The following is a 25,740-nucleotide window of genomic DNA, read 5'->3' as shown; positions in this document are numbered from 1 at the left end:
AGCCTTGGTTGAGAGGTACGCTAACGGAGGTCGATGCGGTGCGGCGGCAGGTCTTGCACGCATTGCTGCTGGCCGAGGAGGACTGCAGCCGCTGGTGTGTGGAGCTGTCGCTTCAGCAACTCACCGAGTGTCCGTTCGATCTGCCGTCGGTGAGCTTCCATATGCTTCACACTGTGCGCAGCCTGGACCGCCTGCTGACATACCTCGAAGGCTCGCCGTTGAGTCCCGGTCAGATGGCCGATCTCCGCACCGAGCACACCGTGCCGGCCTCGCGCGCCGAACTCTTTGCCGAATTCGAGATCGGCATGGCGACCGCTGCTGCGCGCATCCGCAGGATTCAGCCCGGCGCCTATGAGATTTCGCGCGGAGTCGGACGGGAGTCCCTGCCGAGCACCGTCGGCGGTCTGCTCATCCACTGTGCCGAACACACCCAGCGCCACTCCGGACAGATGGTCACCACAGCCAAGCTGGTCGCGGCGATGCAGCAGCGCAGCATCCTGCTGATGCCCGAGGAGTGGGAGCAGCCAACCTCGCAGTAAAGGAGATGTCATGCTACGATTTCGCAATTCCGCGCTTTCCATGACGGCAATCGCTTTGTTCGCTCCCCAGAGCATGTTCATGCACGCTCAGGCTGCTTCGGTCGCTCACCAGGCGCCTTTGGTGGCAATAAGGCTAGCGATAGAGAAAGACCATATACCGATAGGTCAGAAGCCCCGAGTCTTCCTTACATTTAAGAATTCAAGCCACCAGCAAATTAGTTGGTCGATAGCTTCGCATCTTTTCCGAGTCCATGTTGAGGACAAAGACAGTGAGCTTCCGAAAACGGAGTGGCATCGCCATCTATACGGTGATTATCGTTCAGGAGATGGTCCGACTCTCGTCGATGGACCGAACTACGGCATCGATATTGCGCCTGAATCGTCAAACGATCGCATGTACGATTTAACAAAATTCTACAATTTCAGCGTGCCGGGAAGGTACACCGTGTACATGGAAGTTTACGATCAATCGGGCCCTCAGGATGGGTCTGGCAAATGGTTGCGTACCAATACAGTGCAGTTCGAATTGGCGCCGCCGCAATAGAGCTGCTGCGGCTTACCTTGGCAGACCGGCTACCCGACCAGATGCCCCATCTTCTCACGCTTGGTCTGCAGATAGAACTCGCTGTTCGGGTCGCTGGCAACGACGGCCGAAAGCCGCTCGACCACCCGCACACCGGCCACCTCCAGCGCCTCGACCTTCTCGGGATTGTTCGTGATCAGGCGTACCGCGGGCACCTTGAGCAGCTTCAGAATCTCGGCCGGCAGCTCGAAGTGGCGGCAGTCCGCCTTGTACCCAAGCTCCAGGTTGGCCTCGATGGTGTCGCGTCCGTTGTCCTGCAGTTCGTAGGCGCGCAGCTTCGCCATCAGGCCGATGCCGCGTCCCTCCTGCTGCTCGTAGAGCAGGATGCCTGAACCGGCCTCCGAGATTGTACGCAGGGCGAGATGCAACTGGTCGTGGCAATCGCAACGCAGCGAGTGGAAGACATCGCCGGTAAGGCACTGCGAATGAATACGAACGATCGGCGGCGCGGAGTGGATATCCCCCATCACCAGGGCGACAGCGGACTCGATCCGAGTCGCCGGGGCGGGCGTTACATCGTTGCATGGCTCCGGATTGGCGACCACACCTTCGAACCCCAGGATGCGAAAGTGTCCCCAGCGGGTGGGAAAATCGGCGTCGGCCAGCTTGCGTACGGCGAGAAAAGGCATCGTCTGATTATACGTTTCGAACTGCGTCATGCAGATTAGAGTAAGGATAGATGGCTCAGGTCGCATCCAGTCTGATTTTGATTACGCTGCTGGTCAAGCTGGGCGTCGCCGCCGCGGTCTCCAGCTCGCTGGCGCGGTCGAACACTTTCAAACGGCTGCTCCTTGCGCCATACCGCTCGGCGCGCGAGACCTTCCGGCTGGTCGCATGGATCTGCGTGCCGCTGGTGCTCGGCGTGGCGATCCGCGTGCGTGTGCCGAATTTTCTGGCGGCCGATCTCTCGATCGAGACGGTCATTCTGCTCGGCGTGCTGGTCGGACCACTCTCCGCGATGGCCGGCGGCGCGGCGCTGGCCCTGCCCGCGCTGCTGCACTTCGAGATCTGGTCGCTGCCGGTGAACCTCCTCGTCGGCGCGCTTGCCGGAGCCTTCGGCAACTTCGCCAACCCGGAAGACGTCTGGTCGTTCTCCCCGCTGGTCGACCTCAGCATCTATCGCTGGTTTACGCGCAACCTCAAGAAGCCGCAGCTCGACCGCCAGATTCTGCTTCTGGTGCTGATCACGCTGGTCGCCTTCGGAACCAGCCTGCTGTCGCACTTTCGCCCACACTGGCTCTTCGGGCTGTACTCCCCATCATGGCTTGTGGAACTCGCCATCTGCGTCTGCGCGCCGGTCGTAGTCGGCATTCCTTTGAAGATCTGGAACCAGATTCGCATCGAGCAAAAGCTCGAGGAGCAGTCGCGCCTGTTGCTCGAGGCCCGGCTGGACGCGCTGCAGCGCCAGATCAATCCGCACTTCCTCTTCAACACGCTCAACTCGATCACCTCGCTGGTCCGGTCGAAGCCCGAGCTGGCGCGCGAGATGATCGTCAAGCTGGCCAACATCCTGCGCATGCTCCTGAAGGATCGCGAGGCCTTCGTGCCGTTCTCGGACGAGCTCGCCTTCACCGACGACTATCTCGACATCGAGGTGGTTCGCTTCGGCGATAAACTACGCGTGGTGAAGGAGATAGCGCCGGAGACGCTATCCATCGTCGTGCCCAGCATGCTGCTGCAGCCGCTGATTGAAAACAGCATCAAGCACGGACTCGAACCGAGGATCGGCGGAGGCACGGTAACGCTGCGCAGCCGCATCACCGACGACGGCCGTCTGACGATCGAGGTCGAAGACGACGGTATCGGGATGCCTCCCAACGGAAAAGTCAGCCTGGGTCGCGCGGTCGGACAGCGGGGAACCGGCATCGGCATGAGGAACGTTCGCGAACGGATGGAGGTGCTCTACGGCATCGGCGCCGAAGTAACGGTGCAGAGCAGCCCGGGAAGAGGCACGCGCGTCACGCTGATGATGCCGGTGATGGAAGGTGGAGGCGGATGGGGCGGCAATCGCGACGGAACAGCGCTACGATAAGAGTCGTGGGAACACGAAAAAGGCGCTGTATTCAGCGCCCTCGATCAAACATACTCTTGTTTGTTGCCGTAAACTCTCAGGAGTTTATGGCGGGGACGACGGGGCTCGAACCCGCGACCTCTGCCGTGACAGGGCAGCGCTCTAACCAACTGAGCTACGTCCCCAAATTGCGTTTGAAGCAATCCAGATACTACTGTCACATAGATTCGAAGTATTGGCTACTCGCAAATCTACCAAGTCAGCCTGCGCTCTTCCGGCGGAGGATGTTCGCTCCCACTCGGTGACGCGCTCTCGACTACAAGACTGAGTCTATCAGATCGAACAACGGTTTGTGCGAGTTTGCACACCGTATGCGACAGAAAAGTTGTGGATTCCTCCGGCGTTGCATCCTTGGCCCGACTGCCCTACACTGGGGTTGGCCCAAACGTACTACTGGACCGGGCGGATAGCTCAGCTGGTTAGAGCACCTCGCTTACACCGAGGGTGTCGGGGGTTCGAATCCCTCTCTGCCCACCATTTTCCCACCTCGACAACCCGTACATGCCCGCGCGCCTCATCATCAACGCTGACGACTTCGGGCTGACCACGGGTATCAATCGCGCCATCGAAGAGCTGCACCGGGCAGGCGTCGTGCATTCCACGACGCTGATGGCGACCGGCAGCGCCTTCGACGACGCCGTGCGCATTGCGCTGCGTAATCCCGGCCTCGGCGTCGGCTGCCACATCGTACTGGTCGACGATATCCCCGTCTCGCATCCGGAGTCGATCCCGTCGCTGCTCGGCGCCGATGGCAAGACCTTTCGCCCATCGCTGCTGGACTTCGTGCAGGCGGTCCTGCGCGGCACGGTGCATCCGCGAGACGTCGCGCGCGAGGTGCAGGCGCAGATTCAGAGGCTGCAGCGCGCCGGCATCGACGTCACCCACGTCGACACGCACAAACACACGCACCTCTTCCCAGCGATCGCCGAGCCTCTGCTCCACGTGGCGCAGCGCTGCGGAGTGACCGCCGTGCGCAACCCCTTCGGCCCGATCGAAACCGACGCGCAAGGGAAGCGCACGCCGTTCATCCGCCGCACCCAGATCCGCCTGCTGCGGAGGTTTCAGCCGCAGTTCCGGCTGCTGCCGCAGTTGAAGTCCGCTGACATCCTCACCACGGACGGCACCCTGGGCATCGCCGCCACGGGCACGCTCGACGCCGACCGCCTGCGCAGCCTGCTCGGCTCGCTCACCCAGCCATCCGAACAAAACAGCCTCTACGAGCTCTGCTGCCACCCCGGATACAACGACGCGGCGCTGGACATGATTCACACCCGGCTGCGCGAGACGCGCGACATCGAGCGCGAAGCCCTGCTCACAGTCGTGCCTGAGATTCTTCAGCAACCAAACGCTCCCGAACTCATCCACTACGGGAACCTCGGCGTGACTGGACTGCTGCGCGAGTCCGGGCAGCACCGACCCAACACCGGTTATGAAAGCGTGCTTTAGCCATGGATTTGCCTCACCCCTGCCCTCGTCCGCTCAAGATTGGCATCACCTGCTATCCCACCTATGGCGGCTCCGGCGTGGTCGCCACCGAGCTTGGCATCGAGCTTGCCGCACGCGGGCACGAGATCCACTTCATCACCTCGTCTGCGCCATTCCGGCTCACCGGACGTGAGGCCAATATCCACTTTCATCAGGTGGAGGTCTATCACTACCCACTCTTCGAGCATCCGCCGTACGACCTGGCGCTGGCGACTAGGATGGCCGAGGTGGCCGAGTTCTATCAGCTCGACCTGTTACATGTTCACTACGCCATTCCGCACTCGGTCTCGGCGTACCTGGCGCGGCAGATGCTGGCCGACCGCGGGCTGACGCTGCCGTTCATTACGACGCTTCACGGCACGGACATCACGCTGGTAGGACTCGACCGGTCGTACCTGCCGATCACGAAGTTCGGCATCGAGCAGTCGGACGGCGTAACCGCGATCTCGAGCTATCTGCGCGATCGCACGCACCAGGCCTTCACCATCGAGAGCCCGATCGAGGTCATCCGCAACTTCGTCAACTGCGACGTCTACAAGCGCGACCCGGAACTGGTCGCCGCGATGCGTCCGCGCTACGCCGCGGCGAACGAACGGCTGATCGTCCACCTGTCGAACTTCCGCCCCGTCAAACGGGTTCAGGACGTGGTCGAGGTCTTCGCGCGCGTGGCGAAGTCGGTTCCATCGCGACTGATGCTGATCGGCGATGGCCCGGACCGGTCGACCGCCGAGTATCTGGCGCGCAAACATGGCATTCAGGATCGCGTCCACTTTCTGGGCAAGCAGGACAACGTCAACGAACTGCTGCCGCTGGCCGACCTGATGATCATGCCGTCGGAGATGGAGTCCTTCGGGCTGGCGGCGCTCGAAGCCATGGCCTGCCGCGTGCCGGCGATCGCTACCCAGGTGGGCGGCGTTCCGGAGCTGATCGAAGACGGCGTGAACGGTTATCTCTTTCCCATCGGCGATGTGGAAGCGATGGCTGCGGCGGCGATCTCGCTGCTGAACGACGAAGACCGGCTGCTTGCGATGGCGAACGCCGCACGCAAGACGGCTCAGGATAAGTTCTGCGCCAGCCGGATCATTCCGCACTATGAGAGCTACTATGAGCGGGTTCTGGCCAGGTAGGCTGGCGCTACTGAACCGTCAGCGTGACATTGACGCTCTGGACGATCGACGGTCCGGCAGTCGAGCTGGCGGTGATCTGAAACTGATAGCTCCCGGCCGGGGTATAGCGGAGATGCGGATTGGCGGGGCTACCGCCGCCGCAGCCTCCGAGCGCTCCCAGCATCGCGCCGACCATCATCGCGAGCAGGAATAGCCGCGCCCGCCGGCGCCAGGCAAGCAGCACAGCCGGCGCCAGCAGGCAGAGCAGAACGCCGGTAGGACGTCCGGCCGGCGCCGCCGCGACCGAGGTAATCGTGTTGATGGTCGCGACCGAGGTCTGCGCCGAGCCTGCCAGCGTCAGGCTTGGTGGAAGGAGCGAGCAACTCGCGTACGCCGCCGCTGCAACCGGGTTGCATGTGAGCGCGACCGTGCCGGTGAAGCCGCCGGTCGGCGTAAGGACGAGCTGGTAGGTCGCCGGATTGCCGCTCGAAACCGAGGCCGAAGAGCTGGCGCCGCCATCGACCGTCAGGGTAAAGCCTCCGCCGGCGACTGCCGTTCCGGTAAGCGGAATGCTGGCGGGCGAGCCGCTGTCCGTGCTCACGATCGTCAGGACGCCGGTCCGCGGGCCGACCACGGTCGGGGTAAAGTTTACCTGAACGGTGCAGGATGCGCCCGCCGCAAGGCTGGTCGCGCCGCAGGGAACCGCGATGCTGAAATCTCCCGTGGTCGACAGGGCAAGACTCCGCAGCGGGATCGCGCCGGTGTTCGTCAGCGTCACGGTCAGGCTGGTCGATTGCCCCAGCGAGAGGCTGCCGAAGGCGAGCGCGCCGGGAGCGACCAGCAGATGAGCCAGACCGCCCGTACCCGTCAGCGGCACGGTCAACGGCGACACGCTGGCCGAAGAACCCACACTGAGTGTGCCGCTCCGCGCGCCCTCGGCAGTTGGGGAAAACGCGACCTGGAGCGTGCAGGTCGCTGCTGCTGCGAGCGACGCACCGGCGGCCGGGCAGTTGCCGGAGACCGCGTAATCGCCGGTCACGGTCACGGCTGCGAAGACGATGGGCGTTGTGCCCTGATTCGTCACCTGCACGGGAAGGGTGACGGTGGTTCCAACCGGAACGAGGCCGAAGGCCAGCACAGCCGGACTGAGCGCGAGCGACGACGGCGTAGCCGGGCCGAGCAGACTGACGAACTCCAGCGGCGTGACCGAGTCCGAGCCGATCTCAAGCGCGGCGGCGTGCGTCCCGGTGGACTGTGGCAGAAAGGTCACGGTGACATTGCAGCTTGAGCCGGCGACGAGCGTCCCGCAGGCGCTCTGCAGCGAAAAGTCGGTGGTCGTCTGCAGGCTGAGGATATGGATCGTGCTCGTGCCTGTGTTCGAGAGCGTGACGACCTGCGGTGCGGAGGCCTTGCCCACCTGCGTGCTCGCGAAGGTCAGCGAACTCTGCGAGACCGCGAAGGTCGCGAGCGGAGTGACATTGACCGGACTGGCGACGGCGATAGGCAGCGCCGAACCCGCAAGTGTGACCGTATCCGGACTGGAGGCCGCGTCGCTCTCGATGACGAGCACGCCCGCATCGTTTGTAGTCGCGGGCGAGGTCGTCCCGGTCGCGACCTGATTGATGGGGGTGTAGACCACGCTGGCCGTGCAGGTCTGCCCCTGCGCGAGGGTCGCGCCGCAGGTGGTGGTGGTGAAGAACGGCGCCTGGCTGGTGATACGGCGGACGGTCAACGGCGTGGCGGCGGTGTTCGTTAGGGTCAGCAGAGCGGTCAGGGTCTGGCCGCTGACAACCTGTCCAAAGTTGACCAACCTGGCCGCCCCCAGAGCCAGGGGCAGCGCGAGCGTGGCCGTGCCGACGCCATAGCCCTCGACATAACCGATGCCGTTCAGCGTTGCGGAGCTATCCGTCGGCGTGCCCTGGGCGAAGATCGTGCCGGGAACATCGCCGTTGGTCAGCGGCAGAAACGCAACGGGAAAGCTGCAGCTCGCGTTCGGCGCCAGGCCCGCGCACGCCGACCCGGTAAGGACGAACTGGCGGGGCAGCACAACGTTCAGCGTCAGCGACTTCGCGGTCAGGTTGGTGATCGTGATCTGGCGCGCAACACTTTCACTGCCTACAGCTTGCGGGCCATACTCCATCTGGAGCGGCAGGATCTGCAGCCCGGCGTTCTCGCTGGTGTAGGCGCCGCTGAGCGGTACGGTGTAGGTGGCCGATCCGCTTGCGGTCGTGACGGGAATCTGCAGTGTGTCGGCTACCGTCGCGGTTGATGGAGTAAAGGTGACCTGGACGCCGCAGGTCGCTCCCGCCGCCAGCGTCGAACAGGTGGAGGCGACGGCAAAGCTCGTGGTCGATGTAGTCGGCGCGCCGATCTGGATCGAAGCCGTACCCGTATTGCCGATGGTGATGGTCTGGACAGTCGCCGCCGCGCTCGGGACATTCAGGAACGTAAGCGAGACCGGGCTGAACGAGACGCCCGGATCGGCGCCGCCGAATCCTGTGAGGGTCGAAGCGACGGTCCCGCTGGAGGTCCCGAAGGTAAGCGTTCCGCTGCGCGCTCCGGTCGCCGTCGGGACGAAGGCGAGTTGCAGGTAGCAGGTCGCCGCCGCGGCAAGCGGTCCGGCGGCGCAGGTCTGTCCGCCGCTCGGGGCCGTGCTCTGGACGAAGTCGCCGGTGACCGCAGGCGCCGGCAGCGTGACGGGAGCCGTGGTCGCGTTCGTCAACTGGAAGAGCACGGGCGCGCTTCGACTGTGGAGCGCGACCGTCCCAAAGTCCTGCGCAAGCGGTGTGAGAATGAGTCCGGTCGAGGCGGTTCCGGTTCCCGTAAGCGCCAGCACGTAGGGGTTGCCGCCGCTGGCCGAACTGAGGCTGAGGGAGCCGGTCTGCACTCCAGTCGCCGTCGGGGTGAACTCCAGGCCGAGGTAGCAGTTCAGACAGCTTCCGGCGGCGGAGTTGGTGTAGGCGGCGGTTGACGGTTGCCCGTGGCCGTAGCCGGTGTCTTCGACCAGCAGGACCGCGAAGGGGCCGGTCGTCGTCGCGGTCAGCGCGCTGAATGGCTGCGAGATCTTGTACCACTGGACCGTAGGCTGTCCAACCGGCTCCGAGCCGAAGGCAAGCGTGCCATTGTTTGCCGGCAGAATGGCCGTCGCCGAGCCGGTGAGTGTCGTGTAAGCGGGCGTCGTGTTGGCCCCGGCTGTGACGGCGAGCAGCCCGTCGCGCGTACCCGGCTGGCCGGGGACGAAGCTGACGACGACCGAACAGGAGGCGCCGCCAGCCAGCGTCGCGCCGCAGTTGGTCGAGTCGGTGAAGTCCCCCGAAAGCGCAAGGTTCAGCGTAAAAGACGAGGCGCCGGTGTTGGCAATGCCGACCGTCTGGGTAGAATTCGATACGCCGGTGACCGGCACAGCGTTGGCAAAGCTGACGGACACGGGGGTCACGGTCAGGTTCGGATTGACGCTCGTGGCCGTACCCGTCTTCGCCGGCAGCGTCTGCCCGGTCACGAGGACGCTGATCCCATCGTCGAGCGCCATGGTCACCGAATCGGTCGACGTGGCGACAGAGGAGAGATAGTTGAGCTGGATGCGGCAGACGCTGGCCGGGGCGAGCGTCGCGGGACAGGCATCGGCCACCGTGAAGGGCGAGCTTGCGGGCAGAGTGACCGCCGTATGAGCGACTGCGCTGGCCGAGTTGTTCGATAGGTAAAGGTAGCGTGGCAGACGCAGACCGCCGCCGATCTGCGTGCCGAAGTCGATCTCGGTCGAGGAGACGGAGAGCGCCGCGGCCTGCGTGTATCCGGTGAGCACGACGTCCCGCGCGCCGATCAGCCACTGAGCCTGCAGGAAACCGTCGCTGACCGAGGTCGAAAGCGCGGTGAAGGCGAGTGTGATGTGGCACGAACCGCCGGCGGGGAGCGTGTAGGTGTTGGCTGTGGACAAAGTACAGTCCGTCGAGGTCTGTGTGAAAGGGGAGGCGGTCTTGGCCGAGCTGTCGAGGTTCGACGGGAAGCTCTGGCTCTGCTGGCCGAGGTTCGTAACCGTCACCGTGCGGGTCGCCGCCGGACTGGTTGAGCTCTGGATGCCGAAGTCGATCTCTCGAGGAGCGAAGAGGATGGTGCTTGCGGGCGCTGTGCTTGCCGGAATGGTCACCGTCTGCGAGCCGGCGTTGGCGGCGGATACCGTAAGGCTTCCTGCGGTCGTGTTCAACAGGACGCTGCATTCGGCGCCGGAGTTGAGAGTCGTGCCGCAACTGCTCCCCAGGACGGCCGGTCCGGTTGCGGCGATCTGCAGGCCGGTCGCCACAGCAGTGCCGAGGTTCCGCAGGGTGACGAACGGGGCCGCGTCGACCGAGAGCGCGAGAGCGGGAGCCGTCCCGGCTGGATTGAGCTTCGCGAGATAGGCCGCGTAGCCGGGGCAGAGGCTGCCGTTGCAGCTTGCGGTGGCGGGGATGGCGGAACGCAGCGTCGAAGGAAGAGCCGCAGTCGGCGCGTTCAGCAGCGGCAGATCGTAGGTCTGGGTCGCGAGCAGGCTCGAACCGGCGGTCGGCTGGACTCCGCCCGCGACAAGCGGCTCGCCGGCGGGATCGATCCCCAACGATGTCACCACGATCGGCAGGCTGGCGAAGCTGGGGTTGCCGTTCGGCAGTCCGCCGAGCCGGGCCGTCCGGTCGACCTGGCTCTGCGCATTCACGTGCGCCGCGAAGGCTTGGCCGACACTCGCAGGCGCCGCAACGGGAAGAAGCGGCGCCGAGAATACGCCGTCGACCCAGAGCGTTCCATCCGGAGCGAAGGCCACCGAGGTCTGCGCGCCGGGCGCGATCGCCGTGGAGGAAAGGACCGTGGAGCCGTCGAGCGGCATGCGGACCAGCGCCTGCCAGGTCGCCGGAACGAGCGGCGCCGTGACCGTATCGATAGGGAACTGCCCGAATGAGACGCCGCCAGCGAGAGCAAGGACGTTCGCCCCAACCGCAACCGACGTGATGCCGGAGCCGGGGATAAACGTGGAGAAGGCGATCCCGTCTCCGGCGGGGGTCAGTTTTGTCAGGAAGCCCGACGGGCTGCCGAGCATCGCCGGGACGACGGCGGCGACTGTGGGGTATCCGGTAGCGGAGGTCTCGCCGGCGATGTAGGCGTTGTCGGATGCGTCGGCGGCGATGGCCGCGGGCGCGGTGTCTCCGTTGGCGCCGGAGAGATAGGTGGCGTAGACGAGCTGGCTTCCGGCCGAGTTGAATCGCTCGGCAAAGCCATTCTGCGAGCTCGCGTAGGCCGGGGCCTGCTGGATGGCGGAGGCGGTCACGGGCAGGTTCGCGCCGTAGGTGAAGCCCGTGATGAAGACCGCGTCCGCCGTGGCGGCGATGCCGGTGGGAACGATCCGGCTCCCTCCGGCCAGCGTGACGAAGACGGGGTTGAGGCTCGCATCGAAACGCGCCACAAACGTGTTGGTCGAGCCGTCGGCGCGCGTGGTGATGGCCGCTCCGGCGGTCGCGGTCAGCGTGGTCGAGGTCGTCGTCCCGGCGATGTAGACGTTTCCGCTGGGGTCGAGCGCCATGGCGAGGCCGATGTCGCCGGCGGCGCCCAGCTTCGCCTGCGCCAGAACCGTCTGGGCGGCGTTGTCGGTCTTGAGCAGTCGAACGCCATCCTTCTCGTCCAGCAGCAGGTAGAGGTTACCGGCCGCATCCGTCTGAACCGCATTGAACTGTCCCTGCTGCGCGGCCGAGCGAAGACCCGCGAAGGCAAGCTGCTGAGCCGCCGCGTCCGCCGTCAGGGTCAGCGCGGCAAACAACAGGAGAAGCTGGAGCAGGGGGCGTCGGCGAAGAGGCGCGGGAATCGTCATGGTGGTGTTGGCTGCGGCGTTGCCCAGGTTGCAGCCTGTCCTTCACTATCCACGGTTCTGGGGTGGTTGTGCGGTCGGTTCGGTACGAATGTGGAACGTTGGTGTGGCGATGTGTCCCAGAATGGGAATTCAAGACGTCCAAAGGTTGGCTGGATCGAGCGTAGCCAGCTCCCGCAGGAAGACCGCGTGGTCCGTGTACTGGAGGGCCTGCATTCCGGCCTCATGCGCGGCGGCGACGTTCTCGGGCTTGTCGTCGATGAAGAGGATGTGTTCCGGGGCGGTGCGGAGGCCCTCGGCCGCATGGCGATAGATCGCCTGCTCGGGCTTCGCCAGCTTGAGGTTGTGCGAGAAGGTATGGTGCGCGAAGGCCGCGAGCCAAGGCATGCGCGCGCGAACCCCAATCTCCATCGCGTCTCCGATGTTGGACAGGATGCCGGTCTTGACGCCTGCGGCCTGCAACCGGGCGGCCCAGTCGATCATCGGCTGGTTGGGCTGCGTCCAAAGATCGGTGTCGGCTTCGATGAGTTCCTCAACCTGCGCATCGGAGAGCGCGACGCCGCCGATGCGACCCGCTTCCAGCCAGAAGCCCTGGCCGGTGTACGTGCCTCGGTCATACTCATGGCGCGGCGTCCAATACGCCTTCTGGAGCGTTGGCTCGTCGAAACCGGTGATGGCGCGCATCCGAGCCCAGGCGGCGGGGTCGGGCGGCCCGCAAAGGACAAGGCCGTAGTCGAAGAGAACTGCGTGAACGGAGGACATGGATGGACTTATTGTAGGGGATCGGCGAGCCGTTAAGATGAAGGGGTGAAGGCACGATTTTCAACACGCACGAACTGGGACACCCGCGAAAGCGCACTCGCCGAAGAGGTGCGCCACGCACGCGCATCCGGCCGGCGCATCCACGATCTGACGCTTTCGAACCCCACGGCCTGCGGCTTCGCGTACGACGAGGCGGCGGTGCTTGGCGCGCTGGCGCAGCCCGCGGCGATGCTCTACGACCCCGACCCACGCGGGATGCGAGTGGCCCGCGAGGCGGTCGCTGCGTACTACGCCGACCACGACGCGCAGATCGATCCGGACGACGTCATCCTGACGACGAGCACGAGCGAGGCCTACAGCTACCTCTTCCGGTTGCTGTGCGACGCCGGCGACGAGGTGCTGGTCGCCCAGCCGAGCTATCCACTCTTCGACTTTCTCGCCGACCTCGACGACGTGCGGCTGAAGCCGTACCCGCTGTTCTACGACTTCGGCTGGTGGATCGACTTCGCCGCTCTGGAAGCCGCGATCGGCCCACGCACGCGGGCCGTGCTGCTTGTGCATCCGAACAACCCGACCGGCCACGCGACGCGCGCACTCGAAAGAACGCGGCTCGAGGAGCTTTGTGCGTGGCACGGCCTGGCGTTGATCGTGGATGAGGTCTTTGTGGACTACGGACTCGACGGACCGATCGACAGCTTTGCGCAGGGACCGCACGCGGCGCTGACCTTCGTGGTCAGCGGACTGAGCAAGATCTGCGGGCTGCCGCAGATGAAGGCTGCATGGCTGGCTGCGTTCGGCCCGGAGGCGGTCCGGCGAGGGGCGCTCGGGCGGCTGGAGATCGTCGCCGATACCTTCCTCTCGATGAACGCGCCGGTGCAACTGGCGATGCCCGCGTGGTTGCGGGAACGGCAGGGAATTCAGGAGCACATTCTCGAAAGGGTGCGTGCGAATCTGGAGCTGCTGACGTCCGCCGGGTTCGAGGTGCTGACGCCGGAGGCAGGCTGGTGCGCCGTGGTACGGCTGCCGGACCTTGAATCGTCTGCGTCGCTGCTGGTGCGACTGATTGCGGAGTTTGGCGTGGTCGTACACTCCGGCTCGTTCTACGGGATGCGGGAGCGAAGCCGGGTGGTCATCAGCCTGCTGGGGCCGTTGGAGGAGTTCCGCGCTGGGATCATGGAGTTGCGCAGGGCTTTTGAACCTAATTGATTAACCCGGCAAGCAGGCAGGTCGTCCTCCGGTTGAGCTGTTCCGGCTAACTGATTGATAAATAAACTAGCGCCGCTTCACAAGAAATGGATTGTGCTCGCGCTCCTCGCCGATCGTCGTGCGACTGCCGTGACCGGGAATGACGACGGTGTCGTCCGGCAGGGTGAGCAGCCGCTCGTGAACCGAGCTGAGCAGCTTCTTCATATCGCCGCCGGGCAGGTCGGTGCGGCCCACGCTGCCAGCGAAGAGGGTATCGCCCGCGATGAGCAGGCCATGGGCGGGGAGATGCAGGCAGATGCTGCCCTCGGTGTGTCCCGGCGTGTGGTGGACCGTGCCCGAGAGACCTTCGATCGTGACGGTCTGCAGATCGGCAAGATCGGCGTCGGGCGGCAAAACCTCGGGCGGCGTGAGTAGACCGAGCCAACCCGCCTGAATGTCCATCATGGCGACCAGCGGCAGGTCGGCCTGGTTATAAAAAATAGGCGCCCCGGTGACCTGCTTCAGCCGCTGCGCCCCGGCGATATGGTCGATATGCGCGTGGGTGATGAGGATCTGCCGGACAGTCAGGCGGTGCTTTGCCAGCAGTGCGAGTATCTTCGGGATGTCGTCGCCCGGATCGACGACGATCGCCTCGCGGGAGGTCTCGTCTCCGAGGATGCTGCAGTTGCATTGGAGCGCGCCGACGCGGAGGACTTCATGGATCATGGGCTCACCTGGGTATCAAGAGCGAAAGAAACAGCAGAGCCTTCAAAGGAGGGCAAACAGGAAAAGCAAAATGCACAAGCCGGAGCTTGTGCATTGGGTCGATCTCGAAAGTTGAGTTACTTCTTGGCCGGAGCCGGGGTGGTCTGCGTGGTCTTGGCCTTGCCGCTCATGCCGGAGAGGACCGAGTGGTCGGAGCCGGTGCGGGCCATCAGAATGGTGAGGCCGATGGAGGTGACCATGAAGAAGACCGCCGCATAGGTGGTCAGCTTGGTGAGTAGGTTGGCCGCGCCGCGGGGACCGAAGGCGGTCTGCGAACCCTGACCGCCGAAGGCTGCTGCGAGATCGGCGGACTTGCCCTGCTGGAGGAGAACCACGCCAATCAGGAACAGGCTGATGATGACATGCAGAACCACGAGAAGATAAAGAAGAGCTGTCATAGGAGGCGGGGCTAAATCCTTCGGTAACCTTCTGCAAGGCGGGAATAGTTCGGATTGGTGCGGAGGAGGGGACTTGAACCCCTATGCCTTGCGGCGCTAGCACCTCAAGCTAGTGCGTCTGCCAATTTCGCCACCTCCGCATGAGGCCTGCCCTTGGAATCTGGTTCGTGGGGAACAGGTGTGACGTGCAATCCTGAAAATGAGTATAGCATTCGCGACGGGCTTTTCCAAACCGGGTTATGCACAGTTTCTGAGGCAGCCGTTACGCCGTCCGCGAGGGCTCCGTATCGATCAGGAACGGTCCGGCCGGCCATGCCTTCGGCAACCCGCCCAGGCGATGACGAGCGGCTTTTTCTTCGAGGCCGCGCAGCGTGGCGGGCAGTTCGGCGATGGTTCTGGGGCGCGAGAAGAGATAGCCCTGGCCGTCGTCGCAGCCCAGCCGCGCGAGGAATGCGCGCTGCTCCTCGTCTTCGACGCCCTCCGCGACGACCTCGATCTTCAGGTCGCGCGCCAGTCCGATGATGGCCTTGGTGACGGTGCGGCAGGAGAGATCGTTGACCGAGGCGGAGATGAAGGAGCGGTCGATCTTCAACCGGTCGATGGCAAACTTGACGATGTACGACATGCTGGAGAAGCCGGTGCCGAAGTCGTCGATCGAGAGCCGCACGCCGAGATTGCGGATGCGGTTGAGGATGGCGAGCGCGTCGGACGTGTCGCTGACCAGCATGTTCTCCGTCAGTTCGATCTCGAGCAGGCTGGGCGCAAGGCCGCTTTCGGCAAGGATGAGCTCGATGCGCTGCGAGAGGTTGTCCTGCTCGAACTGGCGCGGCGACAGGTTGACGGCCATGGTGACCGGGTGATCGACCATCCGCTGAATCTTGATCGCGTCGTTACAGGCGGTCTTGAGCGCCCACTCTCCGATGGCGACGATGAGGCCGGTCTCCTCGGCGAGGGGAATGAACTCCAGCGGAAGCACGACGCCGAGGGTGGCGGAGTTCCAGCGGATCAGCGCCTCGACCCCGGTGACGGTGTGGTTCTGGAGCGAGACCTGCGGCTGGTAGAAGAGTTCGAACTCGCCGTTTGCGATGCCCAGGCGCAGCGCATCTTCCATGCGGTTCTTGCGCGCGGCCGCGTCGTCCAGTTCTTCGGTGAAAATCTGCAGGTTGTTGCGTCCGGCGGACTTGGCGAAGTACATCGCCGTGTCGGCGTTGTGCAGCAGCAGGTCGGGGTCCATGCCGCCGTCCGGGAACGTGGCGATGCCGATGCTGGCGGTGATGCGGATCTCCTGCCCGGCGATGGTGATCGGCTCATGCAGGGCGACCAGCGCCTTCTGTCCGAGGCGACGGGCGTCCTGCACGCTCTGCAGGTCGGGCAGGACGGCGACGAACTCGTCTCCGCCCAGGCGGCCGACCGTGTCGACGCTGCGGAACTGCGCCTTCAGCCGGGTGGCGGCGATCTTCAGCACCTCGTCGCCCTGGCGATGGCCGAGGTGATCGTTCGTCTTCTTGAAGTGGTCGATGTCGATGACGAGCACGCCGAGCCGGGTCTTGAAGCGCTTGGAGCGATCCAGGCAGACGCGCAGGCGGTCCTGCAGCAGCTCGCGGTTGGGCAGACCGGTCAAGGCGTCGTGGTGCGCGAGGTGCGAGATGCGGGCGTTGGCGACGCGACGGTCGGTTACGTCGACGTTGACCCCAACCACGCGCGTCACCCGCCCGGAGGGATCGCGCACGACACCCTGCGAGGAAGAGATATAGCGCACGGCGCCGTCAGCGCGAAACATGCGGAAGTCCACGCTGGCCGACTTACCGTTCGAGATGACGCTCTTCAGGACGGATTCGACCTCGGGCCGATCGGATGGGTGGACCATCTGGCGCCAGCGGTCGTACTCGATCACCGGGAGGCTTTCGATGCCGTAGAGCTGGGTCATGGTGTCGTCCCAGATGAGGTGGTCGGTCGCGAGATCCCACTCCCAGACGCCGACCTGCGCGACCTGATTGGCGAGCTGCAGCCGGTCGCTGAACGAGCGATGCTCGGACTCGGAGACGCGCAGCGTATCGAGATTGTTGTGCAGCTCCCGCTCGGCCTCTTTGCGCGCGGAGATATCGCGGCAGGTCAGCGCGACACCGTCGCCGACCCGGACGACGCGCGAGCTCATCCAGTTGCAGGTCGTCTCCGGCGACGAGATGGGGAACTCATAGTCCATCGGGACGCCGGTCTCGACCACCTGCTTGTAGTGGTCGAAGAAGCCGCCCGTACGGTTGACCGGGATGACCTCGCAGATGTATTTGCCTAACAGAGAGTCGCGGTCGTAGGTGGTCATACGCGCGCCGTTGTCGTTCAGGTAGACGAAGCGGAAGTCGACGATCTGGCCTGCGTCGTCGCGCACGCTGTCGAGAATATAGAAGGCGTCGAGGCTGCTCTCGGCCGCGGCGCGAAAACGTTCGGCGTTCAGGCGCGAACGGTCGGAGGACTCCAGCACGCGGTGCAGCTTCATCAGAATCGGCGGCAGGGTCGCCACCGTGATGATGGAGGCGACGGCGGTGACGAGCTTCAGCGCGCCCGCAACCCACAGAAAGGGACGCCACAGCTCCAGCATGTCGACGACCTGGGTGAAGGCGCAGGCAGCGAGAAAGAGCACGAAGAAGGGTACGACCCAGTTGGCGCGTAGCCTCGACCACTCCCGCCGCAGCCTCAGCAGCAGAATCGCCGCGATGAACAGGTAGGAAACAAAGATGGCCAGGTCGGAGAAGAAGTGGAGCGCGAAGAGCGAGTGGCTCTGGAAGTGCCAGAGGTAGGAGTGCGAGAGCCGCAGACCGCCGCGCATCCAGACTGCAAGAGCCGGCAACAGACAGACCAGCGCGGGCAAACCCACCAGGCGAAGGCTCAGCTTCCGAAAGGAAGAGAGCTCGCCCGGCCCCTGCAACACGCTGCTCTCAACTGCTGAATCCACTAAAGTCTCCGCTTACTTGCCCTGAATTTCAAGTGTAGGCGGGGTGGGGCGTCCGGTATGTACCGCTTGGCGAGGGCGGTCTGCAACTCTGGTGGTACAACACCTTCTTTGGTAACCTGCGGTCACATTAGAAGCGATAGAGCAGGTCGCTGAAGGCCGGCAGCTCCAGCAGCACCCGGCCTTCGGGCGCCGGGTTGACGGTCTCGTGCTCGAGCACCCAGGTAAAATCGTGCGGAATGAAGATGGCGTTGATGCCTGCCGCGAGCGACGGATTGATGTCCGAGCGGGGGCTGTTGCCGATCATCCAGGTGCAGGCCGGCTCGCAGGCGTGGCGCTCGATCAGTTCGAGGTAGGCCTCGGTATTCTTCTCGGCGAGCACCTCGACCGCGGCAAAGTGCGCCGCAAGACCGGAGCGCTTCAGCTTATCGGTCTGCTCCTCCAGATTGCCCTTGGTCACGAGGATGACGCGGTGGCGCGTGGCCAGCTCCGCGATCGTGGCGCCGACGCCGGGCAGCAGTTCGATCTCCGCCTCCGCGATGGAGTTCGCGAAGCTGACGATGCGGGCATGCTTCTCCGGAGTCACCGGACTGCTGGAGAGGCGCTCGAAGCAGGCGATCAGCGAGCGGCGAAAGCTCTGCAGGCCGTAGCCATGCTCTGCGATCGTGGCGCGCTCGCAGACGTTCAGGTGCTCGCGAACCTCCTCCGGCGTATGGACGCGGTGATCGAGGTAGGAGATGAAGGCCGCGATCGCGCGCTCGAAGTAGATATTGTTCTCCCAGAGCGTATCGTCCGCGTCGAAGAAGAGGGTCTGAGAGAGGAGCCGGTCTGCATTTTGGGCGGTCACTCGATCAGTATAAAAGGGCTCTGTGCATAAGAGCGGGTGGTAGACTCAGGCTTTCGAGGACACGGGACGGAGCCTTTGAACGCCTTGACTCTCTCTACTTCGCAGATGGCGCCGGAGGTGGGCGGCTGTCTCCTGGCGGTTGCGACGTTCTCGCTGGTGCTGTTCTGTCCCGGATATGTCTTCGCCTGGGCCTTCGACTTCTTCGAATTCCGCGCCAGGTCGACTGCGGAGCGCGTGGTCTGGAGCGTGCCGCTCTCGCTCTGTGTCGTGACGATTGCGGCAGTGCTGGTGGGCAAGCTGCTTTCTGTCGAAGTGCTGTGCTGGCTCGCCGGCGCCTTCGGGCTTGCCTTTGGCGGGACCGTGGTGCGGGAGGCTCGCGGCGGGGGCGGCGAAACGGGCCTTGGACGCAGCGGCCGGTGGGCCTTGGCGATGCTGGCCGGTTGGACGCTCTTCGCCATCTTCGAACTGATCGACCTGCCCGTCGGCGCGCGGCTTTACATGAGCTCGGCGGTCTACGACCACGCGCTGCGGACAGCCTTCGTCGATGCGGTCGCGCGGACGGGCGTGCCTCCGGTCAACCCGCTCTACTGGCCAGGTCACGCCTCGACCATGCGCTACTACTATTTCTGGTATGTGCTTTGCGCGGTCGTGGTAAAGCTGGCCGGGGTCTCGGCTCGTTCGGCCTTGATCGCGAGTTGCGTCTGGTCCGGATACGGGCTGGCGAGTCTCATCGCACTCTTTACCCGCTACTTCGACGACGTACCTCCGGCGCGCGTGCGGCAGCGCGTCCTGACCGGGCTGGCGCTCCTGACAGTCACGGGCTTCGACCTGCTGCCGGTGCTGGGCAGCGTCGCGGCGGGCAAGTCGCTCGCCGATCCGGAGTGGTGGGCGCAGGATCAGGTGACCTCGTGGATGGACGCGCTGCTCTGGGCGCCGCACCACATGGCCGCCGTGATCGCATGCCTGACGGGCTTTCTGCTGATATGGGTGGAGGGCGAACGCAGGCGGTGGCTGGTCGCCGTCGTCGCTGGAGCGGGGTTCGCCGGGGCCTTCGGGCTTTCGACCTGGGTGGCGCTCGGCTTCGCCATTCTGATGTGCGGCTGGTTGGCGTGGCTGCTGGCCACGGGTTCGCGCAGACGCGCCAGTCTGTTGCTTGCGGCGGGAGCCGTCGCCGCCGTCCTGCTGCTGCCGTATCTGCGGGAGCTGCGCGGAGCGGATCAGGCAGCCGTTGCAACGACCGCTGGCTCGCCCGCGCCCGCGACGCATCTGCTGGGATTCGGCCCGCGCCGGATCCTTTCGTCCGGCATACTTTCGTCCGTCCCTGGATTCCGGTCTCTGCGCGAGACGCATCCCTATGGGGAAGAACAACTTGCAGGCATAGTCCTGCTGGCCCCCGGATACGTTCTGGAGCTGGGATTTTTCGGCGTCGTTCTGGTGCTGGGTCTTCGACGCTGGCGGATTCTGGGCGAGGCGAATCGAACGGGCCTCGCACTGGCGATTGCGTGTCTTATCCTGACCGGGCTGGTGCGTTCGACCGTGATCGCGAATAACGACTTCGCCATGCGCGTCACGCTGGTCGCGCAGTTCCTTCTGCTGCTGTTGGCGGCGCGCATGTTCGGCGGTTGGAAGGGCGACGCCCGGCTGGCGATGCTGGCTCTCGCGGGCTTCGGAGTCCTCGGAACCGTCGTGCAGGCGGTCTGGCTGCGCGGATTTCTACCATTTGAAGAGTCGCGCCAACGCGCGGGCTACGTGGATCTCGCGGAGCGAAACGCCGCCTTCCACACGGCGTTCAACGAGATGGGGCAGCGTGTCCCGCGCGATGCGGTGATCGCATACCGGCCCGAGACGCTGGACTTTTACAACCTCGTCGTCACTCTGAACCTCGGGCGCCAGGCGTTGAATGCGATCCCCGAGTGCAATACAGCCTTTGGCGGAAGCGCCGTGCCCTGTGCCGGAATACGGAAAAACCTTGCATCTATATATGATGCGGTGAAATTACCGGGTCCCGAGGCCCAGAACCTATGCCGTTCGATGAACGCGGACTACCTCGTTGCCACTCGCTGGGATGCGGTTTGGACTCGCCCCGGCAGTTGGGCGTGGACGCTGCCGCCCGTCGTCGCAACGGACGCGGTGCATATCGTAAGCTGTGGACGTTGAGAAACAGACGCCCTGAAGGCTGTTAGAGTTGAATCAATCTTTGGGCAAACCAAGCGGCTGTCCGATGCGTGATAATGACATACACTCAGAGTCGGAACTTGATTGATGCGGTACGTCGCCGGAGTATGATTCCCCTTACGGCCATTACTTAGAGTAGGTTTCGATACAACATCTATGCGTCAAGCCGGGATGCGGGAGAAGAACGAAGAATGATTCCTGAGCCAGGGCAGAGGTTCGGGCCATACGAGATCCTGGGCCGCCTGGGTGGCGGTGGCATGGGACTCGTCTTTCGTGCGTGGGACGCGCGTCTGCATCGTGAGGTGGCGATCAAGCTGCTGCACGATGAGTTCTCGATGTCCGGCATGCGCGAACGCTTCCTTCGGGAGGCGCGGGCCGCTTCGGCTCTGAATCACCCCAATATCTGTACGATCTTCGACATCGGCGATCGCGACGGCGACCCCTACCTCGTCATGGAACTGCTCGAAGGCGAGACGCTCAAAGACCGGATCATGCACAAGATCATTCCGGTCGACGAGATCGTCTGTTACGCCAGGGAGGTCGCCGAGGCGCTGGCCGCGGCGCATGCGAAGGGAATCGTCCACCGCGACGTGAAGCCGGCGAACATCTTTCTCGTCAACAAGCCGAACGGCAAGAGTCAGGCAAAGGTGCTGGACTTCGGCCTTGCCAAGATCGAATCGAACGCGCGAAGCGGACGCGGCGGACGCAGTCTGGACCTGACGACCGCCGGCGCAACCGTCGGCACGCTGGCGTACATGTCGCCCGAGCAGGCCAGGGGAGAGGTGCTCGACTCGCGTTCGGACCTCTTCTCTCTGGGCGTGGTGATGTACGAGATGGCGACGCGGCAGGTGCCGTTCAAAGGTACGACCAGCGCGCTCGTCTTCGTCAAGCTGCTGAATCATCCGCCGGAACCGGTGCGCGACTGGAACGACAGCGTGCCGCGCGAGCTCGAAAAAATCATCTTCAAGCTGCTGGCCAAGGAGCGCACGCAGCGCTACCAGACCGCCACCGAGCTCGAAGAGGCGCTGAGAAAGTTCTCCGAAAAGGGAACCGGCGGCGGTTGGCTGCGGCGTGCGACGATCCCTCTGGTCAAGGCGCCGGACCCGATCGCGCGCGAACGCAGACAGCGTCAGCGGCTCTCCGAGGCGCCGACCGAAAATTTCGACGAGAAGATCTATCCGGACTCGCCGCCCCGCATTCCATCCCGGCCGGAGCCTCCCGCAGCGCGTCCGCGCTCTGGCGAAGAGGCGTTTCTACGGCCGGTGGCGCGTGTGCCGCGTGGCTCCGGCTCTCCGGCGCCGTTGAACCAGAGCGGTGCATTGCCGGCGATCCCAGGAATCCCCACCGGGCCCGTGTCGCCTGCCGCCTTCCAGGCGCAAAGCGCGCCGCCCGAGACAGCGGCGGCGGTCGAATCGGGCGAGATCTCCGGTCAGGCGACGTCCTGGGAGCAGGAGCCGCCCGCGCTTGTCCCCACCGATCTGGACCCGACCGGACGCTGGCCGGCCGCGGCACGCGAGTCGGACTCCGAGACGACGCGCACACATTACGACGATTCGGGTTATCTTGAGCCCAGGCGGGTGAAGCGCACCCCTCCGTGGGTATGGGCCGTCGCAGGCATCGTCGGCGCCGGCGCGCTGGTTACGGGCATCGTCTTCGCGGTGCATGGCGGACGCTTCCGTCCGATGATGCTGACCGAGAAGGACACGCTGATTCTGACCTCGATCGAGAACCGCACGGGCGACAAGGCCCTGGACGGTTCCGTCTCCGAGGGGCTGCAGATGGCGCTGCGCCAGTCGCCGTATCTTGCGCTGTTGACGCGCGACGACTATCGCTCGACCTTGCAGCAGCTTGGCGGCGATGGCAGCGGTCTGCCGGGCGAGGTGAACCCGGTGATGGCGCACAAGGTCGCCGAGCGGCTCGGCGCGAAGGCCTACATTTACGGCACGATCACGGGTTCGGGCGCGCCCTACACAATCCACGTGGAGATGCAGGACACGGTCTCGAACGAGACGATGGCAACGGTGGAAGAGCACGTTCCCAGTCAGGAGCAGATCGCTACCACCATCGACCGCATCTCGGACACGCTGCGCTCGGATGCGGGCGAGGACAGCGATTCGATCGCCCGCACCCATGTGCCGCTCTCGCGCGAGGCGACGGCGAGCATGGAAGCGCTGCACGCGTACACGCTGGGCGAGGCCGCCGCGCGGATGGGCCAGCCCGTCGAGGCGCTCGCAGCCTACAAGCAGGCAGCTACGCTGGATCCAAAGTTTGTGCGGGCCAACCTGCGGCTGACCCTGATCTACCGGCAACAGCGGGCCGAGGTCGCGGCGGCGGAGGCTGCCAGAGCAGCGCTCGACGGGGCGAACGCCGCCAGCGAGCGCACCCGCCTGATCGCGCAGTACACCTACGAGATGAACGCCAGCGGCGACTATCTGCGCGCGACCGCGATCATCCGGCAGATGTTGACGACCTATCCGCATGACGCGGAGGTGCTCTCCGACCTGGCCCGCGCGCTGCGGCTGCAGGGGCACCTGAGCGAGGCGCTGCAGGCGGCGCAGCAGGCTTATGCCGCCGATCCGCTCAGCGGCGACGCGTATACGCAGGCCGAGATCGCGCTGATTGGCCTGGATCGTTACGACGCCGCGCTGCAGTTGGATATGCAGGTGCAGCGGCTGGGCGGACCGCGCGACGGCGTCAGCCTCATCGCGGCATACCTCGCTGGCCGGCAAGACCTTATCGACGCGGCCGTAGCCGAGTCGCAGACCAAGACGAAGCACTTCACGCTGGCGTGGAACCACGGCCTGTACCTTGACAACTCTGGCCGCATCGAGGCAGGCACGGCGTTCTGGCGCGACCGGGCGGCAACCGCGCTGGAGGTTCCGGGCCTTGCTTCGTCCAGCTCGACCCTGCTGAGCCAGGGCGCGCTGAACCGGGCCCTGATCGGCAGTTGTGGCGAGGCGCTGAGCATGGCGCGCGAGGCTGGCGCGCAACCCAGGGGACCGATCGCCACGTTCAACATTGGGATGGCGTCGGCCCTCTGCGGCGACACCTCGACCGCCAATGCGGCGATCGACGCGCTTGCGTCCGGGTATCCGCAGAGCACCAGCGTCAACGGCTACTACATTCCGGACCTGAAGGCGGCGCTGGCGCTGGGAGCGAACGACCCGGAGGCCGCGCTCGAAGCGCTGAAGTCCGCCCGGCAGTACGACCTGATCTCGCTGACGCCGTACCTGCGGGGCAGGGCGCACGTCGCGTTGCGTCAGGTGCAGATCGGCATCGTCGATTTCCAGACGCTGCTGTCTCATCGCGGCATCACCTTCACGGTGGGCAGCGACGTCTACCCCATGGCCGAGATCGGCGTGGCGCGCGCCTTTGCCGACACCGGCGACCACGGCAACAGCGCCAGCGCCTATAAGAGCTTCCTCGAACTGTGGAAGAACGCCGACCCCGGACAGCCTCTGTTGTCGGAAGCGGAGTCTCGCACACGCTGATCTGTGTTACCTTGAAAAGGTCGCGTCACATCGCGGAGAGATGGCCGAGTGGCTGAAGGCGCACGCTTGGAAAGCGTGTATACCGCAAGGTATCCAGGGTTCGAATCCCTGTCTCTCCGCCATAGACCTGTGTCTTGCGGTAAATACTTCTAAACATAAGAAAACAAAGGGCAGGGAAGTCGGCCAAAGTCGCCTCTGTCTCCTTGATTCCCCATACTGCCTCCCGTTTGTATGACTACGGAGAAAATGTATGACTACAGCACCATCCAGTCAATTACGACAAGTACATATCTGCGTCGGGTCTACACGTGATCCAGATTCGTTGTACTAAATTCAGCCGTTCTAAACAGTGCTCATCTCACGCACTGTTTAGAAACGCGCTCAGATTATGTTGTTGCTCGTTTCAACTTCGTTATAGAGGATCACTAATGTTCGTCCTAAATACGACGCTTGGTTTGATGAAGTCTTTTTAGAACGCATCTTTAGAGAGTCATTTTGTGACGCGCTACAAAATGTGCGTCAAAAACACGCTTTGAACTTGACTCTAAATGTGTAGTCACATAAATTTGTAGTTGCAACGGAGAACTTTCAAAAGTTCATACGTGCAATTGATTGCACGGACCGATTGCAAAAGATTGAGGCCTCCGCGTGAACGGAAGCCTCATGGTTGAACAGCGTAAGTTGTTCCCACGGGTGGACCCGTTCCTGACTAGGGCTACCGGGTCCCCTCGCACTATATTTCGCCTTCCGTATGGTGGGCAACACGTCGGGCATGATGTCTTCTCATGGCAGCCACCTGTTGACAGGTTAGGTGGCCTTATAGGTCGTGTCAAGTCTATTTCGTCTACAAGATACCCAGATTATGCCTAGCCGCGAAATAGCCCGGCTTCACAATTCGTGTCGGCTAATTTGTACCTCGCATTCCACAGATTGACGACGCAGTATGCTTTAGGGCATGGCCGCACTCATCACCGCACGTCACAACGATAAGATCGTCCGGTGTGACGCCAACTGCTACAACGCACGGACAATCCGCTCAGATCAGTGCACGTGCATCTGTGGCGGAACGAATCACGGCGTGGGACTCCGGCAGGGCTTTGAAAACACTATCGCCCTTGAAGGGTTCTGGAAAAAGAACTGGCGCAAGGCGCATAAGGGAGAGGAAGTTGCTTTCGAGACTATAGACCAATATCCGATGTTCCCGGATAATCCAGATTGACCGCGTCGTGACGGTTGCTAATCTGAACTGTTACCCGGTAGGCTGGTAGGGCAGTGGCGGCGTGGAAGGACACGCAACCATACAGGTGGCCGAAAGGTTAGAGTGACAGCGAGAGCAGAGCGGTAAGGGACGCCTACCGGATTACCGGACAAGGGTTTAGAGGTCACAACCAACGACCCCGCGAAGAACAGCCCTTCGATACGCGGGGGATCAATTCCGAAAATTGTTGGGGAAGCTCCGCAAGCTGGTATCAAGCCCAGCCCACTGCAAATGACCAGGCCACACTACGGTGTGGCTCTTTCGTGCTCAGAAGCCAATTTACGGCATTTGGAGGCGAAGTTCA

16 protein-coding genes and 4 tRNA genes are annotated in these 25,740 nt (G+C 63.9%); 11 read left to right on the top strand and 9 right to left on the bottom strand.

The genetic code is table 11. The annotated features are described in order from the left end of the window. Positions 1-8: 8 nt before the first annotated feature. On the top strand, positions 9-539 hold the full coding sequence (locus CHB87_RS07595) for a DinB family protein (protein ID WP_245817873.1): 531 nt from the start codon (positions 9-11) through the stop codon (positions 537-539). 10 nt (positions 540-549) lie between these two features. Beyond that, the gene (locus CHB87_RS07590) at positions 550-1,083 is read left to right on the top strand and encodes a hypothetical protein (RefSeq protein WP_142988266.1); all 534 of its coding nucleotides are present in this window, start codon (positions 550-552) and stop codon (positions 1,081-1,083) included. A gap of 29 nt (positions 1,084-1,112) precedes the next feature. On the opposite strand, the gene ribA is transcribed toward CHB87_RS07590, so the two are convergent. Continuing rightward, complete coding sequence (ribA, locus tag CHB87_RS07585; RefSeq protein WP_089408122.1) at positions 1,113-1,751, bottom strand: GTP cyclohydrolase II; 639 nt, start codon at positions 1,749-1,751, stop codon at positions 1,113-1,115. Positions 1,752-1,801: 50 nt separating this feature from the next. Here ribA and CHB87_RS07580 point away from each other — a divergent pair, with 50 nt between their 5' ends. After that, positions 1,802-3,154 (top strand): sensor histidine kinase, encoded by a 1,353-nt coding sequence (locus CHB87_RS07580; RefSeq protein ID WP_089407805.1) that lies wholly within the window; start codon positions 1,802-1,804, stop codon positions 3,152-3,154. Positions 3,155-3,241: 87 nt separating this feature from the next. Here CHB87_RS07580 and CHB87_RS07575 read toward each other — a convergent pair. Continuing rightward, positions 3,242-3,318 (bottom strand) — tRNA-Asp (locus CHB87_RS07575). A 275-nt stretch (positions 3,319-3,593) separates the two neighbouring features. Between CHB87_RS07575 and CHB87_RS07570 the strand changes: the two genes are divergently transcribed. The 3 genes from CHB87_RS07570 (at position 3,594) to bshA (ending at position 5,805) form a co-directional block, all read left to right on the top strand. Next, positions 3,594-3,670, top strand: a tRNA-Val gene (locus CHB87_RS07570). A gap of 24 nt (positions 3,671-3,694) precedes the next feature. Next, a complete protein-coding gene (locus tag CHB87_RS07565) occupies positions 3,695-4,639 on the top strand; it encodes a ChbG/HpnK family deacetylase (protein WP_089407804.1) in 945 nt (314 codons plus the stop codon). A 2-nt stretch (positions 4,640-4,641) separates the two neighbouring features. After that, the gene (gene bshA / locus CHB87_RS07560) at positions 4,642-5,805 is read left to right on the top strand and encodes an N-acetyl-alpha-D-glucosaminyl L-malate synthase BshA (protein WP_089407803.1); all 1,164 of its coding nucleotides are present in this window, start codon (positions 4,642-4,644) and stop codon (positions 5,803-5,805) included. A gap of 7 nt (positions 5,806-5,812) precedes the next feature. On the opposite strand, the gene CHB87_RS07555 is transcribed toward bshA, so the two are convergent. Both CHB87_RS07555 and CHB87_RS07550 read right to left on the bottom strand, forming a co-directional pair. Then, positions 5,813-11,611 carry a beta strand repeat-containing protein gene (locus CHB87_RS07555; RefSeq protein ID WP_089407802.1) on the bottom strand — a complete coding sequence of 1,933 codons (5,799 nt, stop codon included), beginning with the start codon at positions 11,609-11,611 and terminating at the stop codon, positions 5,813-5,815. A 129-nt stretch (positions 11,612-11,740) separates the two neighbouring features. Next, positions 11,741-12,370 carry an HAD family hydrolase gene (locus CHB87_RS07550; RefSeq protein WP_089407801.1) on the bottom strand — a complete coding sequence of 210 codons (630 nt, stop codon included), beginning with the start codon at positions 12,368-12,370 and terminating at the stop codon, positions 11,741-11,743. 45 nt (positions 12,371-12,415) lie between these two features. Here CHB87_RS07550 and CHB87_RS07545 point away from each other — a divergent pair, with 45 nt between their 5' ends. Further along, complete coding sequence (locus CHB87_RS07545; protein ID WP_089407800.1) at positions 12,416-13,576, top strand: pyridoxal phosphate-dependent aminotransferase; 1,161 nt, start codon at positions 12,416-12,418, stop codon at positions 13,574-13,576. Between the two features lie 66 nt (positions 13,577-13,642). On the opposite strand, the gene CHB87_RS07540 is transcribed toward CHB87_RS07545, so the two are convergent. The 5 genes from CHB87_RS07540 to CHB87_RS07520 form a co-directional block, all read right to left on the bottom strand. Next, complete coding sequence (locus CHB87_RS07540) at positions 13,643-14,281, bottom strand: MBL fold metallo-hydrolase (RefSeq protein WP_089407799.1); 639 nt, start codon at positions 14,279-14,281, stop codon at positions 13,643-13,645. Positions 14,282-14,397: 116 nt separating this feature from the next. Next, positions 14,398-14,718, bottom strand: a complete 321-nt coding sequence (gene secG / locus CHB87_RS07535) for a preprotein translocase subunit SecG (protein WP_089407798.1) — start codon at positions 14,716-14,718, stop codon at positions 14,398-14,400. A gap of 55 nt (positions 14,719-14,773) precedes the next feature. Next, a tRNA-Leu gene (locus CHB87_RS07530) sits at positions 14,774-14,858 on the bottom strand. Between the two features lie 122 nt (positions 14,859-14,980). After that, positions 14,981-17,668 carry a sensor domain-containing protein gene (locus CHB87_RS07525; RefSeq protein WP_142988265.1) on the bottom strand — a complete coding sequence of 896 codons (2,688 nt, stop codon included), beginning with the start codon at positions 17,666-17,668 and terminating at the stop codon, positions 14,981-14,983. 127 nt (positions 17,669-17,795) lie between these two features. After that, positions 17,796-18,512, bottom strand: a complete 717-nt coding sequence (locus CHB87_RS07520; protein ID WP_089407796.1) for an HAD family hydrolase — start codon at positions 18,510-18,512, stop codon at positions 17,796-17,798. Between the two features lie 84 nt (positions 18,513-18,596). Here CHB87_RS07520 and CHB87_RS07515 point away from each other — a divergent pair, with 84 nt between their 5' ends. The 4 genes from CHB87_RS07515 (at position 18,597) to CHB87_RS21855 (ending at position 25,397) form a co-directional block, all read left to right on the top strand. Further along, positions 18,597-20,669 carry a hypothetical protein gene (locus CHB87_RS07515; protein WP_142988264.1) on the top strand — a complete coding sequence of 691 codons (2,073 nt, stop codon included), beginning with the start codon at positions 18,597-18,599 and terminating at the stop codon, positions 20,667-20,669. Between the two features lie 209 nt (positions 20,670-20,878). Continuing rightward, positions 20,879-24,178 carry a protein kinase domain-containing protein gene (locus CHB87_RS07510; protein WP_089407794.1) on the top strand — a complete coding sequence of 1,100 codons (3,300 nt, stop codon included), beginning with the start codon at positions 20,879-20,881 and terminating at the stop codon, positions 24,176-24,178. 34 nt (positions 24,179-24,212) lie between these two features. Beyond that, a tRNA-Ser gene (locus CHB87_RS07505) sits at positions 24,213-24,300 on the top strand. A gap of 833 nt (positions 24,301-25,133) precedes the next feature. Further along, complete coding sequence (locus CHB87_RS21855; RefSeq protein ID WP_142988263.1) at positions 25,134-25,397, top strand: hypothetical protein; 264 nt, start codon at positions 25,134-25,136, stop codon at positions 25,395-25,397. Positions 25,398-25,740: the final 343 nt, after the last annotated feature.

The sequence above is a fragment of the Granulicella rosea genome (genome assembly GCF_900188085.1).
Classification (GTDB): Bacteria; Acidobacteriota; Terriglobia; order Terriglobales; family Acidobacteriaceae; genus Edaphobacter; species Edaphobacter rosea.
The sequence above is the reverse complement of the archived record's forward strand: the minus strand, read 5'-3'. Positions and strand labels throughout refer to the sequence as shown.

What these genes read in the sequence shown, in the direction of transcription:
- CHB87_RS07590 (WP_142988266.1), top strand. Translation starts at nt 550, where the DNA reads ATGCTACGATTTCGCAATTCCGCGCTTTCCATGACGGCAATCGCTTTG.
- ribA (WP_089408122.1), bottom strand. Translation starts at nt 1,751, where the DNA reads ATGCCTTTTCTCGCCGTACGCAAGCTGGCCGACGCCGATTTTCCCACC.
- CHB87_RS07580 (WP_089407805.1), top strand. Translation starts at nt 1,802, where the DNA reads ATGGCTCAGGTCGCATCCAGTCTGATTTTGATTACGCTGCTGGTCAAG.
- CHB87_RS07565 (WP_089407804.1), top strand. Translation starts at nt 3,695, where the DNA reads ATGCCCGCGCGCCTCATCATCAACGCTGACGACTTCGGGCTGACCACG.
- bshA (WP_089407803.1), top strand. Translation starts at nt 4,642, where the DNA reads ATGGATTTGCCTCACCCCTGCCCTCGTCCGCTCAAGATTGGCATCACC.
- CHB87_RS07555 (WP_089407802.1), bottom strand. Translation starts at nt 11,611, where the DNA reads ATGACGATTCCCGCGCCTCTTCGCCGACGCCCCCTGCTCCAGCTTCTC.
- CHB87_RS07550 (WP_089407801.1), bottom strand. Translation starts at nt 12,370, where the DNA reads ATGTCCTCCGTTCACGCAGTTCTCTTCGACTACGGCCTTGTCCTTTGC.
- CHB87_RS07540 (WP_089407799.1), bottom strand. Translation starts at nt 14,281, where the DNA reads ATGATCCATGAAGTCCTCCGCGTCGGCGCGCTCCAATGCAACTGCAGC.
- secG (WP_089407798.1), bottom strand. Translation starts at nt 14,718, where the DNA reads ATGACAGCTCTTCTTTATCTTCTCGTGGTTCTGCATGTCATCATCAGC.
- CHB87_RS07510 (WP_089407794.1), top strand. Translation starts at nt 20,879, where the DNA reads ATGATTCCTGAGCCAGGGCAGAGGTTCGGGCCATACGAGATCCTGGGC.
- CHB87_RS21855 (WP_142988263.1), top strand. Translation starts at nt 25,134, where the DNA reads ATGGCCGCACTCATCACCGCACGTCACAACGATAAGATCGTCCGGTGT.